A 17430-nucleotide genomic window follows, 5' to 3' on the forward strand; every position below is an offset into this window, starting at 1 on the left:
TATACAATTAATGAAATTCTGTACCAAGCTGAATCTACTTTTGACATTAGAATAAGAGTCTGGCTATTACTCCGATTTTGGTAGTGAGAGAAAGGATTTGCTCATGGCAAGAGATAAAGCTTATCAAGAAGCAGAGCAGCGTATTGAAAAGGCACGGCAAGAGGGAGCAATAGAACTCGATCTCAGCAACATAGAACTCACTGAGATACCAGAAGCTGTTGCATCCCTGACTGGGTTGCAACAGCTTGACCTTGACAATAACCAACTGACCGAACTGCCAGAAGCGATCGCATCCTTGACTGGGTTGCAACAGCTTGACCTCCACAATAACCAACTGACTCAACTGCCAGAAGCTGTTGCATCCCTGACTGGGTTGCAACAGCTTGACCTCCACAATAACCAACTGACCGAACTGCCAGAAGCGATCGCATCCTTGACTGGGTTGCAACGGCTTTACCTCCGGAACAACCAACTGATCGAACTGCCAGAAGCGATCGCATCCCTGACTGGGTTGCAACAGCTTTACCTCCAGAACAACCAACTGACTCAACTGCCAGAAGCGATCGCATCCTTGACTGGGTTGCAACTGCTTTACCTCGACAACAACCAACTGATCGAACTGCCAGAAGCTTTTGCATCCCTGACTGGGTTGCAAAAGCTTTACCTCAACAACAACCAACTGATTGAACTGCCAGAAACGATCACATCCCTGACTGGGTTGCAAACGCTTTTCCTCTCCGACAACCAACTGACCGAACTACCAGAAGCTTTTGCATCCCTGACTGGGTTGCAAAAGCTTAACCTTGAAAACAACCAACTGACCGAACTGCCAAAAGCAATCGCATCCCTGACTCAGTTGCAAGTGCTTTACCTCCGCAACAACCCTCTTAACCCTGATCTTGCAGCCGCTTACAAACAAGGCACAGAAGCTGTTTTGCAATACCTGCGGGCAAAGGCAGAAGCCCAGATAACTCTGAATGAAGCCAAACTGATTCTAGTTGGCGAGGGTGAGGTGGGCAAGAGTTGTCTGTTGGGTGCATTGCGGGGAGATGAATGGGAGGATGGTCGCCCCACGACTCACGGGATTGAAATTAAATCTGTAATCGTCACCGATCCCGACAGTGGCACAGAGATATCACTCAATGGTTGGGATTTTGGCGGTCAACGGGTTTATCGACCGACGCACCAGTTGTTTTTCAGTGCGCCAGCCGTGTATCTAGTTATCTGGAAACCACGGGAAGGCCCCCAGCAGGGCTTTGTCAAAGAGTGGATTACACTGATCAAAAATCGGGAACCGGATGCGAAGGTATTAGTAGTTGCAACCCACGGTGGCCCTGGACAGCGACAACCAGACATTGACAGACAAGAAATTCTCGCTCAATTCGGCAAAGATACGGTAATCAATTTCTTCCATGTAGACAGCAAACCCAACCAAGATACGACACATTGCAGTGGGATTGCAGAATTAAAAGATGCTATTGCTCGTGTCGCTGCATCTCTTCCCGAAATGGGGCGTTCCGTTCCAGGAAAGTGGCAGCGGGTGCGGGAAACCTTACAGACAAGTGACAAAGCCTATCTCCCCTACAATGATGTCATTGCCATCTGCGCTAAAGAGGGAATCGATGAGGAGCAAGCAGAACTGTTCCTTCGCATCTCCCATATATTAGGGCATTTTATCCATTATCATAACGACCCAACACTACGCGATATCGTCATCCTCAAACCCGACTGGCTGGCAAAGGCGATCAGTTTCGTGCTAGATGATGAAACGACACGCAAACGCAACGGTTTAGTGGAATTTCAGCATCTCAGCCAGTTGTGGAGCCATCCCCCATTTGCAGGCGAGGAAGGCTACCCCTCAAAATTGCATCCAATCTTTCTGCGGCTGATGGAACGCTTTGATCTATCCTACAAAGTGGTTTTCGATCCATCAGAAACTAGCAACACCAGCCTGATTGCTCAACTTGTTCCTGACACACGCCCGGAGCCATTGCCCAATTGGGGAGAGCAACCAGAAGCGGGAGATAGACAACAGGTGCAAATCTGCCGCATTGTGGACAGTCGCGGACAGTTTGCAGTTGCAGAAGGATTGTTTTACCAGTTGATTGTCCGGTTGCACAAATACTCACTGGGACGGGCGAATTATGAAGACAGCATCCACTGGCAACGGGGCTTAATGCTTGACAATGATTACAACGGTCGGGCATTGCTGGAATATGTTGGCACTGATGTAAAAATTACGGTGCGGGCAGCTTATCCAGAAAGGTTCCTGTCATATCTCACGGAAGAGATTAAATGGCTAGTCGAGAATTTCTGGGAAGGATTGCGTTGTAATGTGATGGTTCCCTGCATTGAAACTTGCGGTATGAATGCGCCTGGAAACGGACTGTTTGAGGTACAAAAACTAATTGAAAGCAAAAAGAAAAATCGCCATGAGTTCCCGTGTCCCATTTCCGGGTGTGGCGAATGGCAAAACATCGATCAATTGCTGAATAACGCGCCAACTGCTCAACACCCATCCCAAGCAATTGGCATTGAGCAGTTCCGAGGTATTGTGAAAGAGGAGTTAAAGGTCATTCGCCGATATTTAGTTATCTTGGATCGTCGAGATGAAGAACGCTTTCAGAAATTAACTCAGGATCAGCGTATAATTTTAAGTCAAGTCGATCAGCAGTTTGCAACACTCATGCAGATGCTCACCGATGAAGCAAAAGACGGCCCGCGCCTGTTCAGCTTTAAGCCTATCGATCCAAAATTTTTTGATAGCCGCAGATGGGTCAGAGCTAAGTTTCAACTTACCCTCTGGTGTGAACACGCTCGTCTACCACTTCCAGCCTTAAATCCCGATGATCAGACGAAAGGAGTCTATGAATTAGAGTTTCCCCGCGAGTGGTTCACCAAAGCAGCCCCCTTTCTCAAACTGTTGACGACAACTCTCAGCCTAGTCTTACCTGTCGCAGCTTCCGCAACCAAGTTGATGCTTGATGACACTTCATACAAAGGCATTGAAGAACAACTCGATCTGGGACAGAAAACTACCGAGTCTTTCTTGAAAGGAAGCGATATCGCTTTGGCTGGGAAGTCTAAGAGTGAATCTTCTTTGTTGGAAGGCGATGCAATCCGCGCCCAAGGCTCTATCTTACGAGAATTACACGCCCTTCTGAAAGGAAAAGATCCTAGTTTTGGTGGTCTAGTGCGGGTGCAAAACAAACGCCGTGAATTTCTCTGGGTTCATCCTCAATTTGTAGATGAATATTAATTGACAACGGATATTAGAGGATGTTTGAAAAGTGTTTGACTGTGATTTTAATCACCCCCCTTAATCCCCCCTTTACAAGGGGGGAAACCAGAAAATCCAGTCTTCTCCCCTTTACAAGGGGAGGGTTAGGGAGGGGTAAAAAAATATTTGATACATCAATCACGACTTTTCAAACATCCTCTTAGAGCTATTTCGTAATTTTTCATGATTATACAGGAAACAGAGTAATGTTGAAGATTTTTGCTGACCGAGGTGGTACATTCACAGATATTGTTGCTGTTACTAATAATCAAGCAATTATCGATAGACTTTCAAAATATCCTGAACGTTTTTTAATTGTGACTCTGCCTAATCAGCAATGGATTATAGTCTACAAACTCCTTTCTGAAAATCCCGAACAATATCAAGATGCAGCCATCAAAGGTATTCGAGATATCATGGGTATTGCTAGCAACGAACCTATTCCTACTGAGGCGATAGAAGTGGTAAAAATGGGGACAACAGTAGCAACAAATGCGCTGTTAGAAAGAAAGGGAGACAGAGTTGTTCTTCTGATAACCAAAGGATTTAAAGATGCGCTGCGAATTGGCTACCAAAACCGTCCTAATATCTTTGCCCGTCAGATAATTTTACCAACGATGCTTTATGAGCAGGTGATTGAAATAGATGAACGCTATGATGCTAACGGAAATGAATTAATATCTATAAATATTGAACAAGTTAAAAGTGAATTACAAGCAGTTTACCATACAGGAGTTCGGAGTTGTGCTATTGTTTTTATGCACAGCGATCGCTATCCTAAACATGAACAACAAATAGCCCAGCTTGCCCAAGAAATCGGCTTTACTCAAATATCCATATCCCATCAAGTTAGTCCGTTAATGAAGTTGGTTAGCCGGGGAGATACAACAGTAGTCGATGCTTATTTAACTCCTATTTTACGCCGCTACGTTAATCAAGTAGCGAGTCAGTTACCCAACGTCAACTTAATGTTTATGAAATCTGACGGGGGTTTAGTTGCAGCCGAACACTTTCAAGGAAAAGATAGTATTTTAAGTGGCCCGGCTGGTGGTATTGTTGGCGCAGTTCAAACTAGTAAAAGAGCAGGTTTCGAGTTAGTTATTACCTTTGATATGGGAGGAACAAGTACAGATGTTGCCCATTTTAAAGGAGAGTATGAACGACAACTAGATTCAGAAATAGCTGGGGCGCGGATGCGAGTTCCTGTATTAGCAATTAATACCATTGCTGCTGGTGGTGGTTCAGTTCTGTTTTTTGATGGTTCTAGCTATCGTGTTGGTCCTAAATCTGCTGGATCAAATCCTGGGCCTGCTTGTTATCGACGTGGCGGGCCATTAACGGTTACTGATGCCAATGTGATGTTAGGTAAAATTCACCCACAATATTTTCCCTCAGTTTTTGGCATTGATGTTAATTTACCTTTAGATAAAGATATTGTTATTCAAAAATTTACACAATTAACTCAAGACATTCAAGCAGCTACATTAAATCATTCTACTCCCGAAGAGGTAGCTGCTGGATTTATTGCGATCGCAGTGGAAAATATGGCAAATGCAATTAAAAAAATCAGTCTACAACGCGGTTATGATGTTACCCAATATGTGCTTTGTTGTTTTGGTGGTGCAGGTGGGCAAGTCGCTTGTTTAATTGCTGATACCTTGGGAATTAAAAAAATATTTTTACATCCTTATGCTGGTGTTCTCTCTGCTTACGGAATGGGATTAGCTGATGTGCGGGCAATTAGAGAAGGAGGTGTAGAACAGCCTTTAAAGCAAGCATTAATCCCGAAATTACAGCAGTTAATGGAATATTTAGAAGCTCAAGCTATAAGTGAAACAAATGAAGCTAACGATCAAACAGAAATAGTCGAAAAAGTCAACTTAAAATATGAAGGGACTAACTCTACATTGACTGTCAACTTTGCTGATAATGTGGTAATTATGCGACAAGAGTTTGAGGTTGAACATAAATCCCGTTATGGTTTCATTCAATTAGAAAAAACTTTGATTGTCGAATCAGCTTCAGTGGAAGTAATTCAGAAAATGGAGACTCCTGAAGAACCCTTAATTACTCGTACTCGCCCTTTAAATGAAGCTCCTACATCTCTTGAGATAGTAAGGATGTTTAGTAGCGGTAGATGGTATGATACTATTGTTTACCGACGAGAAGATTTACAACCAGAAGATAGTATTAATGGACCTGCGATCATTGTCGAAAAAATTAGCACAATTGTAGTGGAACTTAATTGGCAAGCAAGATTAACTGAGAACAATTATTTAATTTTACAGCATCTATAAACTGCTTATACAGCAAGTATTTGTGGTGTCCAGGTTAAAAAACAGCGATTACCTTTCTGCTTTGTAACTTTTGCACCTAGCCGATCATAAAAACTAAGTCCGCGAATGTTGCGAACATCAGCATTCCAAGCAAGATGGGTACAGTCATTGTCCTTTGCAACTTGAGCTAAATAACTCATTAACGCGGCTCCTGCTCCCTGATTTCTCATATCTTCATCCACATACAAATCATCAAGCTAAATACTCGGTTGCCCTATAAAAGATGAGTATCTGAATCCATATAAAGCAAACCCAACCACACACTCTGAAATTTCTGCAAATAAAACGTAAGAGAAAGGTACTGCTCCAAAAATTGTTTTACGTATTTTATCCTCAGTAACTTGAAGTACACCAGAATAAGCACCAATGTTTCTATTAAAATCAGACTTTTTTTGGATAAAGGAAAAAATTAGTAATACATCATCAGGTGTAGCAGACCGAATATTCATTGAACTACTTGCAATCACTTTAGTAGATAATTTTAGCAAAGAATAGGAGTCAAATATGTACACAACATCTCAACCCAATCCCGTCCGCTTAGAAATATTCAAAAATCTCTATCAATTTATCGCCGAGCAAATGGGAATTGTGTTACAAAACACAGCAACATCTGTAAATATCAAAGAAAGGCTGGATTTCTCCTGCGCTATTTTTGATTCTTCGGGATTATTAGTAGCAAATGCCCCCCATATTCCTGTACATTTAGGCTCAATGAGTGAAAGTGTGCGCAGTTTAATTAATGATAAAGGGTACACCCTAAAACCGGGAAGTGTCTATCTATCTAATAACCCCTATAACGGCGGAACCCACCTACCTGATGTCACTGCAATTACACCAGTTTTTTTGGAAAACAGTGAAAATAATCCATGCCCAATCCCCCTATTTTTTGTTGCTTCTCGTGGACACCAAGCAGATATCGGGGGAATTACTCCCGGTTCAATGCCTCCCCACAGTACTACAGTAGAAGAAGAAGGAATTATTTTTGATAATTTCCTCTTGGTTGAAGAGGGAAATTTTCGAGAAACCGCAGTAAAACAGCACCTCTCAAATCATACTTATCCTGCTCGTAACCCTGACCAAAATATCGCTGATTTTAAAGCACAAATTGCTGCAAATGAAAGGGGAGTTCAAGAACTTCGTAAAATGGTTTCACAATACAAGCTCGATACTGTTCAAGCTTATATGAGCTTTGTGCAAGCTAATGCTGAGGAGTCGGTTAGACGAGCGATCGCAGTTCTCAAGGATGGCTCATTTACTTATAAAATGGATAATGGAGCAAAAATTCAAGTTAAAGTGACGATTCACTCAGAAAACCGTAGTGCTACCATTGATTTTACTGGTACTTCTCTACAACTAAATAGTAATTTCAATGCTCCTAAAGCTGTAACTCAAGCAGCAGTCTTATATGTCTTCCGTACTTTAGTTGATGATAATATTCCTCTCAATGCTGGGTGTCTTAATCCTCTAGAAATTATTATCCCGGTTGGCTGTATGCTCAACCCAACTTATCCAGCCGCAGTAGTTGCGGGTAATGTAGAAACTTCTCAAACTATTGTTGATGCTTTATATGGTGCTTTGGGTGTTATGTCCGCTTCTCAAGGAACGATGAATAATTTTACTTTTGGTAATGAACAATATCAATATTATGAAACTATTTGCGGCGGCTCTGGGGCAGGAATTGATTTTGATGGCACTGATACTGTTCATTCTCACATGACTAACTCCCGCTTGACCGATCCAGAAGTTTTAGAAACCCGTTATCCTGTACTTTTAGAAAGCTTTAGTTTTCGTCCCGATAGCGGTGGCAAAGGAAAATATTCGGGTGGTAATGGAGTTGTCCGCCGCATTCGATTTCTAGAACCGATGACAGCTAATATTCTCTCTGGTCATCGGGTTATTCCTCCCTTTGGATTAAATGGTGGGGAGGCAGGAAAAGTAGGACGCAACTGGATACAACGTCAGAATGGAATTGAAGAGAATTTAGACAGCACAGCAACAGTAGAAATGAAAACTGGGGATGTTTTTGTCATAGAAACTCCTGGCGGCGGTGGTTTTGGTAAATCCTAATACCATTTACCAAAATTTTTGCAACAATGGATTTACAACGCTACTTCACCAAAATCTAAAATCCCAAATCTAAAATCCAAAATTGCTATAAGCTGGCTTCGACTTCCCCAAAAAATTGAGCATGGCTGAAACCACAGCATCCGGCGACTCAATCAAGAAGCCATGACCACCACGTTCGATGACTACAAGTTCAGCATTGGGAATACCTTGAGCAAGTTCTTGGGAAAACTTTAGCGGGGTGAGAATATCTTGTTTACCAACCATAACTAAGGTAGGACAATGAATTTCTTGAAGGCGGTCTATTGTGTTACTACTAAGGATCGCTTGGCTGTGATGATAAAGTGAATGAGTTGCAGGTGGAAAAGGATATCTGATAGCAAATTCAATCAGACCTTCGATCATGTCAGGAATTGAGTAGAAGGCATCTGTAAATATCCAGGGTAATATGACTTTTTCGTAAAGTTTTAGGTCTACATTACTAGGAAGTTCGCCCCAAGTCTCGATGATGCTGTTGAATAATGCATCACCTTTTGCTAAAGATGAGAGTAACATTAGACTTTTTACCTTTTCAGGGTGTGCTAACACTAACTCTTGGGCTATCTGACTACCCATTGAATGACCTGCTAGATGCACCTGATTAATTCCGATGCGATCGAGCAATGCTGCAACGTCACTAGCCATCTGTTTCAGGCTATAGGGGTTTTCGGGAGCAGAGCTTCTCCCCATACCTCGGTTATCCAAGCGAATGACTTGATACTGCGAAACCAGCGATGGCATAATCAGCGACCAATAGGCATGATCGCAAAGAAAGCCAGCTATTAATAGCAAAGGCTCACCCGTTCCCTTAATGTCGTAGAACAAATCAATCCCGTTAATCTGAACCTTGGGCATAGTAAATAATTCTGCTAAACCTTATTTTTAAGCAGGGATAGACAAGGTTCATTGGTGTCAACTTAAAGTAAAACTCCTTTAAAACCTCGTTTCCAGCCTCTGGGTGGAAATGCTGCTCCTGGCGGCAGAGCCGCCAGCAAGGGAGGCGGAGCCTCTAGGACGGCATTCCCAGTCTCCGACTGGGAACGAGACAATATCTAAAAGCTTGTTCTAGGCTGGCTTTCACGTTAAGTTGACACCAATAGACAAGGTTAAACTCCTACGTCTTGAATTTTTCATCCACGGGAATTTGATAGCCGTTGGCGAGGCGATTGGTCATATTGGCAGTAGCTGCGATCGCCATTAGTTCCCCAAACATAGTATCATTCATACCCTTGGCACGTGCTGCCGCTGTGTGCGAGGCGATGCAATACTCACAGCCATTCGTCGCACTCACGGCAATGTAAATCAGTTCGCGCATCAGTGGATCAATTTCACCAGGGCTAACCATCACTTCCTTTACAGCTTGCCACGTTCGTTGCAGGGTGGGGGGATGATTGGCTATGGCTTTCCAAAAGTTATTGATGTAATCATTCTGACGTGTAACGCGGATGTCGTCATACACTGCACGTACTTCGTCGCTGGCTTCTTCGTATTCGATCAGCTTAGTCATATTTAAATTCCATATAGTCTCCCCAGCGAGTGGGAACCCCTAGATTGTAATACTGAGTTGCAATTAAAGATAGTAACTTGAGTCTTTGAGGCTGAAACTTTTAGCTAGCCAATGTCAGGTTAGTGAAACGACACATTGACAGCGCACTACTAAAGCGCTTTCTCAATCCAAGCAACACGAGTTAGTATCCAACCATCTACTTCTTGAGCGATAACACTCCCTTCTACTTGAAATCCAAGCTGTTGTAAATCCAAGCTGTTGTAAATATGTTTCAATGTCCAGAGGAATTATTCCTTGGCTGCGACTACTGTAGCTGCTGACAATTAATCGTCCTGCTGGTGCAACCAGTTGTTCAAGCAGTCGCCTCAAGTACTCTAGGTGTAAGTTTTCGGGGACATATTCCAGTAATGTGTGTACAAAGTCATACTGCATAGGTGTTTGCAAAGTGAAGGCATTCGCAACTACTAAGTTAGTTGCAAACGCAGGTAATCTCCTACGTGCTAGTTCAACAAGCTGGAGTGAAATATCTACACCATACGGAGTTAGATAAAACCCTTGCTCACCTGCCCATTGCATCAAACACTCCAACAATAGCCCATTAGCACAGCCCAAATCGAGAAAAGTACCACTTTTATTGACTGCCTTTAGAATCAGCTTTCGCGCAAATTGCCAGCGTTCAGGTGTACTTCCCCAACCCGATTGTTGATAAGAATTTTTTGAAGATAGATAGGCAACTTCAATCTCGTTTTGTTGAGCATCAAACCAAGCTTTTAGTTGAGAGCTATTGGAAGCTTGTTCACTTTGATAGTCATTACTCTCCATATACGGGCATGAATCAGTTAGTTATCTACTTGAACAGACTAAACGGGAAACTTATATTATTCTGTCAGAGAGAGAAATAGGTGGGGTTGTTCATGAAAAAACTGATCCAGCGTATTAAGAGATTGCTCAAACGTATCCTCAAGGGGTCTGCATCCAATTCTCAGCAACCATCGCCCCTAATAAATTCTCGATTAGAAACTTCTATTCCAACCGTTTCTCCCCGATGGGAATCTGGTTTGGTGCTTGTATGTTCACAATGTGCAAACGAGCGGTCAGGCTCAACGGCTTCCGAAGACTTAGAGAATTGGTTGAAATCTCGTTTAAAGTTTGAGGGATTATGGGGTGAATTTCGGGTTGTTAGCAGCAGTTGTTTAGGGGTTTGTCCACGGACGGGCATTACTGTTGTTCTTGTAAGTAATGGAAGTTACGGAAATAGTCCATGCTTAATTGTAAATCCTCGGAGCGATCGCGAACTTCTCTATTCATATATCAAACAGAATAAAGGCTGACTGCAAAGGTATACTAAAGCTTAAAGTTATTCAATTCAGAACTGTATGTTATCTCGTACTATATTTTGCTCAAGTGGCAAATAAAAAAGGGTGTGAATATTTTAATTCACCCCTTTTTTCAGGTCATAAGGGAGGTAAAGAATACTTATCCAACCCGTATTAGTGTTATTCCAATCTAAAGAATTATTCTTTTAAACGAGGTATATTTGGTCTTACAAAGGTAGCTGAGGAATTAGTGCTTCGGGCATTAGTGCTTGAAGAAGCTGTAGTTGGCGAACTGAGATTCAAGAAATCAATGAGTTTAAGGGTACGATTACGAATTTTCCAGCGCCCATTTCTGTTGACGACTTGATCTTCATAAGTGCCATTAGCGACATCAATGCTGGTTTCCGAGCGTTTGTGAGTCGCATGGAGGTAAGAAGTCATCGTTGCTTGATTATTTTGAACTGAAATGTTTATTGTACCCATCAAGTGTTGAGTAGCTGTATAACCATTTCCTTGAAATACTGAATAGACAAAATCTGCCCAAGAATCTGTCCCATAACTTGTTTGAGTTGCCCCATCAGGAAAAATAGCAGTGAGGACTGAATCTTGAGTAAAACAATCTCGATAAATATTCTTTCCCTGTAGTAGATTTCCTCTACCAATAGCGTCAGTTCCCAGGGCGTAACAGGATGTTAATTTTTGAATTTCTAATTCTGCATTAGGTTGAGTTGCACTTGCTAGTTCAAACCTACCTCCAACAAACATCACAAGAGTGATTGCAAGCACAATCAAAGTTATACGATTTAACAGAAACGAAATAGCCTTTGAAACTATTCCCCCATTTTCTCTTCTTTTGTCCACAAGATGACTCCCTTAAATATTTACGATTTTCGCATCTTGTACTTTACCAAAAACTCAAGTTTTGGCTAATAATTTTAGCTCGTAAAATCTAGCTAATATGCTTGCATATTTTGCTAGCAATTATATTTGATATCCGCTAGAAAATCTCTTTTCTAGTAAACGAGCAAGCTAGTACATACAAGATTTGGTGTATACAATTAGTTATAACAGTTAATTAATAAGTTACAAGTGTTAATTGTAACTAAATATATGTTGATTTGATTAAGTAATAAAGTTACCACTTACATAGTTTGATTAATAGCAAAATGAATTTTAGTTTACCAATTTTCAAAAATCAAATAGAATTACTATAGCAATCCTGGAAGATTCGTGATAAACTCCTCAACTTCTTTGGTAAGTCGAGAATCTGCTGCTAAAACTGTCAACAATTCCTTATTATCCCAAAATCGGAATAGAAATTATAAATTGTGTTCCTTGTCCCAATACTGATTCACAAATCAAATTTCCACCATGATTTTCAACTATAATTTGCCGACTAATAGATAATCCTAATCCCGTACCTTTTCCTACGCATTTGGTAGTAAACAAATTTTCAAAAATGCATTCTTTAACTTCTTCAGGCATTCCTTTGGCATTATCTTGAATCTTAATTACCACCTTGTCATTATCTACTTGTAGATAAGTCTCAATAGTAATAATATTAGGATACTTTTCTTGAATTTCTAAAAAATCACGACCGATATTTGCTTCTTCTAAAGCATCGATTGCATTTGCAATAATATTCATAAATACCTGATTCAATTGTCCCAAATAGCATTTTACTGATGGAATATCTGCATAGTGCTTAATAATCTTAATTGCTGGACGATTATGATCAGCTTTCAGACGATGTTGTAAAATCATCAATGTACTATCAATACCTTCATGGATATTAGCTAATACTTTAGAGGTAGTATCAGCACGAGAAAAAGTACGGAGAGAGGTACTAATATTACGAATGCGCTGTGTCCCTACTGTCATACCATCAATCATTTTTGGTAAATCTTTTAGCAGGAAATCTATATCTATCTCTTCGGCTTTTTCTTCAATTTCAGCGCCAGGATTGGGGAATTTTTCTCGGTACAGTTGCAGATAGTTTATTAAATCTTTAACAATATGTTTTGCTTGGGTAATACTACCTGTGATAAAACCAATAGGGTTATTTATTTCGTGTGCTACACCTGCAACTAAATTACCCAAAGAAGACATTTTTTCACTTTGGATAAGTTGTAGTTGTGCCTCTTGTAAATCTTTTATCGATTGTTCTAATTCTTTAGATTTCTCTTGCGCCCTTGTGTACAAACTGGCATTTTCTATGGCAATAGCCATTTGAGAAACTAAGACTTTTAATACCTCTACCCTTTCTAGAACAAAAGCTCCTGATGATAACTGGTTTTCTAAATAAATAATACCAGTAAGCTGTGATTGGTACATAATGGGCAAACAAAAGATTGATTTTGTTTGAGATTTTTGGATATAGATATCAAAATTAAAAGGCTCTGTAGCTATTGCATCATTTAATACAATATATTGCTGAGTTCGGAGAACGTAATTAATCACAGACAGCGGTAAATCTTCATAGGTTTCAACAGGAATAGAACGTAAAACCGTCACCACATCGTCAGTAGCATTTCCAGAAGCTTCAATATACAGGTGATTATCTTTAAGTAGGAGTAGTGCTGCTTTTTGTGCGGCAGCATTTTCTAGTAAAATTTGGATCAGCTTACCCAATAAATTTTCTAAAACAATTTCATTAGTAATCGCTTGTGAAAACTTGATGAATGCATTAAAATCTAGAAAATCGCTCAAGCTGATATTGGTAGTAGTGTTAGTAGTAATATGAGTTGTATCAATTTTTGAACTAGTGTTTTCTATGGTAGTAGTTTGTCCTACTAGAAAAACATACTTTGATTCTAAGTGTTTAACTTTAGCGATCGCACCCCAACGAATATAGGCATAATAGGCTTTAGTTATATAAGTTTGATGAATTAATTCTTTACCTAGAGACTGATAGAATTTTCCAGCTAACTCATAGGCTAAAGCTTCTTCTTGGAGGAAACCGTTTGCTTGAGATTTGGCAATAGAGTTTTCATAATAGTCCATTGCTTCTAGCTTTTGACCCAAAACCTGATACCGTTCTGCCTCCACGAGATAAAATCTATGTAAGTGATTGGTGGGAGCATGAGTAGCCCAGAGTTCCATCTTTTGCTGATTAGCTTGGACTTTTTCTAGAATAGCTTGCTTCTCAGACTCTTTAGCACTATTATATATTGCCAAGTGAGCTAAAGAATCGTAGAAATAAAACACTGGAACAACAAACAACCCTGTAACACCACCTAAAGATTTTTCTGCGATCGCAGCATTTTCTACAGCTTTAAAATACTCCCCAAATATGTAAGAGAGCATTAGCTTATTAACAAATAAATGGTTAATTGTGTAAAGGTCATTTACTTGCTGATGAATTGGCAGCATACTTTGTTCGTCGTAAGCTTCTCCAATTAAACAGTCCACATTTTCAAAACTTCCTTTCAAGTTCAGCACTGTTTGCAAATACACTGAGTTCCAAGTAAAAGCTACTTGTTGCTTGATTTTTTTCAGCGAATCACAATAAGCTATCAGTTCTTTTTCTAGAACCCAAAGTTCCTTACCCAGCCAAAATGAATGATAGGGATAAATGTAACCACAATAACCAGCATATTCTAAATCTCCAGTCTCCAGACCACTAGAATATCCTGACATTGATGATGTTAATGTCTCTCTAACATGCTCTTTCCAATGCATAACATGGGCACTAACAACCGTCAGAATTTTTGCCTTGAGTTCTTCAGCATTAAATTGTGACACCAGACGTGAAGCTAATTTCCCAAATTCATAGCCAGAATCAATTTCTCCTTGAATTCCACAAAGAAGTAATCCATAAAGACTATAACCATAGGCAGATACAGCCGTATTTCCATACCTTAAGGACAAATTGACCATTTTACAAACAATAATTGGCATCATTGCAGGAGCAGTTTGAAAAGCCGCAGGGAGAACTCCCATTAAGATTCTCATAGCTGCAATCTTGTTAGGATCGGTCATTAATGGTAAGTTAATTAAATCCGCAATAGCTTTCCCTTTCAAAGAAGCAGCGATTTCATCCATCCCCTGTTGAATATCAGTTGATGTCGGTTCGTCTGGAAAACTTATTCCTAACAATTGCAAAATTGATACTGCGGTTTGAATAGCTTCCAATTGCTTGCTTTGAATGATACAAGCAATAATCTGTACTTCATAGACTTTCACTTTATCTAAAAGAGTTTTGGCTTCTTGCTGCACCACCTCAGCCCATTTTTGCATCTGCTCAAAATCACCGCCCAGATAGGCTACCTCTGCGGCTCCTTCATATAAACCAATGGTTAAGGTATATTCCGTTTGCCAAGCATCTATATTTAAAAGTTCTATCCCATTTGTGAAGTATTTAAGAGCAGCTTCGTAAGCTGTAGAAGCTTTAGCTTTTCGTCCTGCAACTAAATTTAATCGTGCCAATTCAGTTTTTTCAGATTGCTCTATCAGGTTAACAATACCTACATTTAACTGATTGACGATATCAAAAATATTAGCTTCTATTTCCTCTTTAGGTATATTTTGAAGAAGCAATTGCCCAATTCTCAGGTGAGTAGATTTCTTGAGTTCTTCTGGAATTAAGGAATATGCTGCTTGTTGTACTCTGTCATGCAAGAACTTGTAACCCACCCGTGAAGTGTCAAAATTTAAATTAACCGCTTCTTCTTGATTAAAAACTAAGGGAATGCGGTAAGCTTCACTTAAAGGCAGAATTAATCCCGCTTGCAAAGCTGAGTGTAAATCATTTGCTGTCAAAGAAGGTGATTTTTCATTGACTATCGATAAAATATCCAGACTAAATCTGTCGCCTACACAAGCTGCTAATTTTAAAACATCTTGGGTGAACTTTGGTAATTTTTCAACTCGACTGGCAACTAACTCAACTACATTTTTATCAGTAATTCCAATTGCGTGAATATCCTCTAGGCTCCATTGCCATTTAGCATTATTAAAGTCAAATGTTAACAGTTTTTCTTGATGAAGTGCCTGAATTAGTTGTGTTATAAAAAATGGGTTTCCGCCTGTTTTGTTACAAATTAACTCAGCTAGCTTAATAATTTCCTTGTTAAAGATTTCGATTTCTTCACCCTGCTTAACCTCTATTTCTTGAAGAGTTTCGGTAACTAGCTGAGTTACATTATCTAAATTTAAAGGTTGCAATACAAGATTATTAACAACCGTACCACTATTTCTAATCTCTTCTATTTTTTGGATTAAAGGATGTGCTGAACTAACTTCATTATCTCTATATGCACCAATAAATAAAAAGTATTTGCTATCAGTATCAGTTATCAGCAGTTGAATTAGATTTAAAGTGGCTGAATCTGCCCATTGTAAATCATCTAAAAATATGACTAATGGGTGCTCTTTTTGAGTAAAAACTTGGATAAATTCTTTAAAAACATGATTGAATCGATTTTGTGATTCTGTTGCACCAATTTGCGCAACTTCCGGCTGTGTACCGATGATTAATTCTACTTCTGGAATTACATCAGTAATAACTTTTCCATTTGTTCCTAAAGCTGATAAGATTTTATTACGCCATATTTCTATTTTTTCATTATTCTCGGTCAGCAAATACCGCATTAAATATGCAAAAGCTTGAATTAAAGAAGCATAAGGTATATTTCGTTTTAACTGATCAAATTTACCAGAAATAAAGTATCCTTGTCTGCGAGTAATGGGTTTATTAACTTCGTTGACTAGAACTGATTTGCCAATTCCAGAATAACCAGAAACTAGCATCATTTCACTAGTTCCAGATGTAACTCGCTCAAATGCAGCTAAAAGTTCATTAACTTGTTCTTCACGACCATATAATTTTTGAGGAATTAATAACTGGCTCAATATATCCAAACGACCTGGAACAAAATCAGTAATGATTCCCTTCGTTTCTAACTGCTTGAGACATAATTCTAAATCTGCTAATAAACCTGTAGCACTTTGATATCTATCTTCTGCATTTTTCGCCATCAGCTTCATCACAATTTCAGAGACAGCAGTAGGAATTTGTGAATTTAATGATTGCGGGTTTATCGCTCGAACTGCAATATGGCTATAAACTACTTCTAGGGGGTCTTGGCTAAAAAATGGTATTTTATCAGTGAGCATTTCATATAAAGTCACGCCAAGGGAATAAAAGTCGGTGCGATAATCAAGAATGCGATTCATTCTCCCAGTTTGTTCAGGAGACATGTAGGCAAGTGTGCCTTCAACGCAGTTAGGGTTATTAAATTGGGGATTTTCCTTATTGAGCCGGGAGGCTATACCAAAGTCAGCGAGTTTAACAATACCTGTCTGGGAGTTAATTATGATGTTATTGGGTTTGATGTCTTTATGAATAATCTGGTTATTATGCAAATAATCTAAAGCTTTAGTCAGTTGAATAGCAATCTTTAAATGGTTAATTAAGTCAAGTTTTTTTGTTTGTAGCAGTTGAGCTAAAGACTGACCACCAAAGTCTTCTAACAACAGTCCTAAACGGTTTTCAAAGGTTTCTAGACTGATAGCTTTAACTATATTGGGATGGTCTAAACCTTGCTGAATTTGATACTCATTTTTAAGGCGAGTAAAGGCTTCAAGGGTCGGATATTCATTTTTAAGCAGCTTGAGGATAACTCGCTGTTGCGTCTTTGGCGTTTGTGCTTGATAAATAATTGTTTGGATTCCTTCGTGGAGAGTCGAGTTGATTTGGTATCCAGTACGATTTGGCATTGATTTTTGCCTATAAAGTTATAAAATTAGTATCATCCCTGTTCTATCGTGAAAGGGGTTCTAGTTTAATTATTCCCAGTACGTAGAAAATTATTAACATTGCGTTTCGGTATTCAAGGGTTGTAAATTAAAAAGCGATTATTTGCTTGTAACGGAAACTAGCGGCTA

The 17430-nt window shown here is 39.7% G+C and carries 11 protein-coding genes; 4 read left to right on the forward strand and 7 right to left on the reverse strand.

Annotated elements, in window-relative coordinates; translation table 11 throughout:
- Positions 1–103 precede the first annotated feature (103 nt).
- Positions 104–3259 (forward strand): COR domain-containing protein, encoded by a 3156-nt coding sequence (locus tag HWQ40_RS22585; RefSeq protein ID WP_292782069.1) that lies wholly within the window; start codon positions 104–106, stop codon positions 3257–3259.
- 227 nt (positions 3260–3486) lie between these two features.
- Positions 3487–5577, forward strand: a complete 2091-nt coding sequence (locus HWQ40_RS22590; RefSeq protein WP_292782072.1) for a hydantoinase/oxoprolinase family protein — start codon at positions 3487–3489, stop codon at positions 5575–5577.
- 5 nt (positions 5578–5582) lie between these two features.
- On the opposite strand, the gene HWQ40_RS22595 is transcribed toward HWQ40_RS22590, so the two are convergent.
- A complete protein-coding gene (locus tag HWQ40_RS22595; protein ID WP_334982405.1) occupies positions 5583–5804 on the reverse strand; it encodes a GNAT family N-acetyltransferase in 222 nt (73 codons plus the stop codon).
- A 9-nt stretch (positions 5805–5813) separates the two neighbouring features.
- The gene (locus HWQ40_RS22600; RefSeq protein ID WP_292782078.1) at positions 5814–6065 is read right to left on the reverse strand and encodes a hypothetical protein; all 252 of its coding nucleotides are present in this window, start codon (positions 6063–6065) and stop codon (positions 5814–5816) included.
- Positions 6066–6120: 55 nt separating this feature from the next.
- Here HWQ40_RS22600 and HWQ40_RS22605 point away from each other — a divergent pair, with 55 nt between their 5' ends.
- Positions 6121–7683, forward strand: a complete 1563-nt coding sequence (locus HWQ40_RS22605; protein ID WP_292782082.1) for a hydantoinase B/oxoprolinase family protein — start codon at positions 6121–6123, stop codon at positions 7681–7683.
- A gap of 69 nt (positions 7684–7752) precedes the next feature.
- Here the strand turns inward: HWQ40_RS22605 and HWQ40_RS22610 are convergent, their stop codons facing one another.
- The 3 genes from HWQ40_RS22610 to HWQ40_RS22620 form a co-directional block, all read right to left on the reverse strand.
- The gene (locus tag HWQ40_RS22610) at positions 7753–8574 is read right to left on the reverse strand and encodes an alpha/beta hydrolase (RefSeq protein WP_292782085.1); all 822 of its coding nucleotides are present in this window, start codon (positions 8572–8574) and stop codon (positions 7753–7755) included.
- A gap of 259 nt (positions 8575–8833) precedes the next feature.
- Entirely contained in the window at positions 8834–9226 is a 393-nt protein-coding gene (locus HWQ40_RS22615) for a carboxymuconolactone decarboxylase family protein (protein WP_292782087.1), read from the reverse strand.
- Positions 9227–9388: 162 nt separating this feature from the next.
- Entirely contained in the window at positions 9389–10048 is a 660-nt protein-coding gene (locus HWQ40_RS22620) for a bifunctional 2-polyprenyl-6-hydroxyphenol methylase/3-demethylubiquinol 3-O-methyltransferase UbiG (RefSeq protein ID WP_292782090.1), read from the reverse strand.
- Between the two features lie 92 nt (positions 10049–10140).
- Between HWQ40_RS22620 and HWQ40_RS22625 the strand changes: the two genes are divergently transcribed.
- A complete protein-coding gene (locus HWQ40_RS22625; RefSeq protein WP_292782092.1) occupies positions 10141–10557 on the forward strand; it encodes a (2Fe-2S) ferredoxin domain-containing protein in 417 nt (138 codons plus the stop codon).
- A gap of 183 nt (positions 10558–10740) precedes the next feature.
- Here HWQ40_RS22625 and HWQ40_RS22630 read toward each other — a convergent pair whose 3' ends face one another.
- Both HWQ40_RS22630 and HWQ40_RS22635 read right to left on the reverse strand, forming a co-directional pair.
- A complete protein-coding gene (locus tag HWQ40_RS22630) occupies positions 10741–11328 on the reverse strand; it encodes a nuclear transport factor 2 family protein (protein ID WP_292782094.1) in 588 nt (195 codons plus the stop codon).
- 510 nt (positions 11329–11838) lie between these two features.
- Positions 11839–17262: an ATP-binding sensor histidine kinase gene (locus HWQ40_RS22635; protein WP_292782097.1), complete on the reverse strand. Its 5424-nt coding sequence runs from the start codon at positions 17260–17262 to the stop codon at positions 11839–11841.
- Positions 17263–17430 lie beyond the last annotated feature (168 nt).

It is taken from the genome of Nostoc sp. NMS9 (genome assembly GCF_017114995.1).
Lineage (GTDB): Bacteria > Cyanobacteriota > Cyanobacteriia > Cyanobacteriales > Nostocaceae > Nostoc.

Coding starts and splice junctions, on each gene's coding strand:
- HWQ40_RS22600 (WP_292782078.1), bottom strand. CDS start 6,065: ATGAATATTCGGTCTGCTACACCTGATGATGTATTACTAATTTTTTCC.
- HWQ40_RS22585 (WP_292782069.1), top strand. CDS start 104: ATGGCAAGAGATAAAGCTTATCAAGAAGCAGAGCAGCGTATTGAAAAG.
- HWQ40_RS22620 (WP_292782090.1), bottom strand. CDS start 10,048: ATGGAGAGTAATGACTATCAAAGTGAACAAGCTTCCAATAGCTCTCAA.
- HWQ40_RS22605 (WP_292782082.1), top strand. CDS start 6,121: ATGTACACAACATCTCAACCCAATCCCGTCCGCTTAGAAATATTCAAA.
- HWQ40_RS22615 (WP_292782087.1), bottom strand. CDS start 9,226: ATGACTAAGCTGATCGAATACGAAGAAGCCAGCGACGAAGTACGTGCA.
- HWQ40_RS22590 (WP_292782072.1), top strand. CDS start 3,487: ATGTTGAAGATTTTTGCTGACCGAGGTGGTACATTCACAGATATTGTT.
- HWQ40_RS22625 (WP_292782092.1), top strand. CDS start 10,141: ATGAAAAAACTGATCCAGCGTATTAAGAGATTGCTCAAACGTATCCTC.
- HWQ40_RS22635 (WP_292782097.1), bottom strand. CDS start 17,262: ATGCCAAATCGTACTGGATACCAAATCAACTCGACTCTCCACGAAGGA.
- HWQ40_RS22610 (WP_292782085.1), bottom strand. CDS start 8,574: ATGCCCAAGGTTCAGATTAACGGGATTGATTTGTTCTACGACATTAAG.